General features: G+C 81.0%; 1 pseudogene. It reads left to right on the top strand.

The features are described 5' to 3' along the window. A pseudogene (locus tag CTKZ_RS21185) lies at positions 1 to 744 on the top strand (glycosyltransferase family 2 protein); the annotation flags it as partial.

Consider the following 744-nt stretch of genomic DNA (forward strand, 5'->3'; position numbering starts at 1 on the left):
GCGCGAGCTCGCGGCCCTCGTGTCGCGTCGTCGCGTGACGCTCGTGGTGCTGGTCGTCGCGCTCGCACTGGTCACCGCCGTCGCGCTCGGCCCGCTCGTGAGCGCGGCCGCGGGCGGCGCCTCGGTCGTCGGCGGCGCGCTGCTGGCCGCCGGGGCCGACCTCGGGGACCTGTGGCGGTCCGCGACGTCGGGGTGGGTCGCGGGCGGGCTCGGCGCACCCGGTCCCGCGGACCCGCTGCTCACGCTCCTGCTCGTGCCCAGCACGGTCGCGGCGGGGCACACCGCCCCCGCGGTCGCCGCGCTGCTGCTCGGCGGCGTGCTCCTGTCGGGCCTGGGTGCCTGGGCGGCCGCGGGTGCCGCGACGCGTTCGGTCGGTGCCCGCGCCTGGGCGGCGGTGGTCTGGGCGGCCGCCCCGATGCTCCTGCTCGCCGTCGGCGACGGCCGGCTCGGGCCGGTGCTCGCGCACGCCGCGCTCCCGTGGGTCGCGCTCGGGCTCGTGCGCGCGATCGGCGTGCAGCGCGTCGACCAGGTCCTCTCGGGACTCGCGACCGCGCGCCGCGCCGACGACGAGGACGACCCCGACCCGGCGGACGTCGACACGCCCGTGCGGGGCGTCCCGGCGGTGCCGACCGTGCCGACGCAGCGCGTCGCACCGACGACGGGCGCGCCGGTCGACGCCCGCGCGGACGGTGGCTCCGACGCGCCCGGCCTGGTCGGCGCGCCCGACCCCACCGGGTCCCTGAC

Origin of the sequence: Cellulomonas algicola, from assembly GCF_003851725.1 — a bacterium.
Classification (GTDB): Bacteria; Actinomycetota; Actinomycetes; order Actinomycetales; family Cellulomonadaceae; genus Cellulomonas; species Cellulomonas algicola.